We start from the raw sequence: 423 nt of genomic DNA, 5'->3' as shown, positions 1-423 counted from the left end.
CCGCCAACCCGACCGGCCTCGACTTGCCCGCCTCTGCGCTCATCGGCGATGAAGACGCCGACTTCGCCGGCGGCAGCTATGTCGTCGTCCAGAAATATCTCCACGACATGCAGGCCTGGGCGCGCATTCCGACGCCCGAGCAGGAAGCGATCATCGGCCGCACCAAGATCGACAACATCGAAATCGACGATGACGATGCGCCGCGCAAATCGCACAAGTCGCTGGCCACCATCGAGGATGCCGCCGGCAACGAGTACGATATTTTGCGCGACAACATGCCGTTTGGCAGGCCGGGGCAGAACGAGTTCGGCACCTACTTCATCGGCTATTCCAGATATCTTTGGGTCACCGAAAAAATGCTGCAGCGCATGTATATCGGCGAGCCGCCGGGCGCCTACGACCGCCTGCTCGATTTCTCCACAC

Annotated in this window: 1 protein-coding gene; it reads left to right on the top strand. The window is 61.0% G+C overall.

The annotated features are described in order from the left end of the window. The coding region (locus tag EN994_RS35050; RefSeq protein WP_127308328.1) for a Dyp-type peroxidase at nt 1-423 on the top strand (423 nt) is incomplete at both ends.

The sequence above is a fragment of the Mesorhizobium sp. M7A.F.Ca.CA.002.09.1.1 genome, assembly GCF_003998555.1.
GTDB classification, from domain to species: Bacteria; Pseudomonadota; Alphaproteobacteria; order Rhizobiales; family Rhizobiaceae; genus Mesorhizobium; species Mesorhizobium ciceri.
The sequence above is the reverse complement of the archived record's forward strand: the minus strand, read 5'-3'. Positions and strand labels throughout refer to the sequence as shown.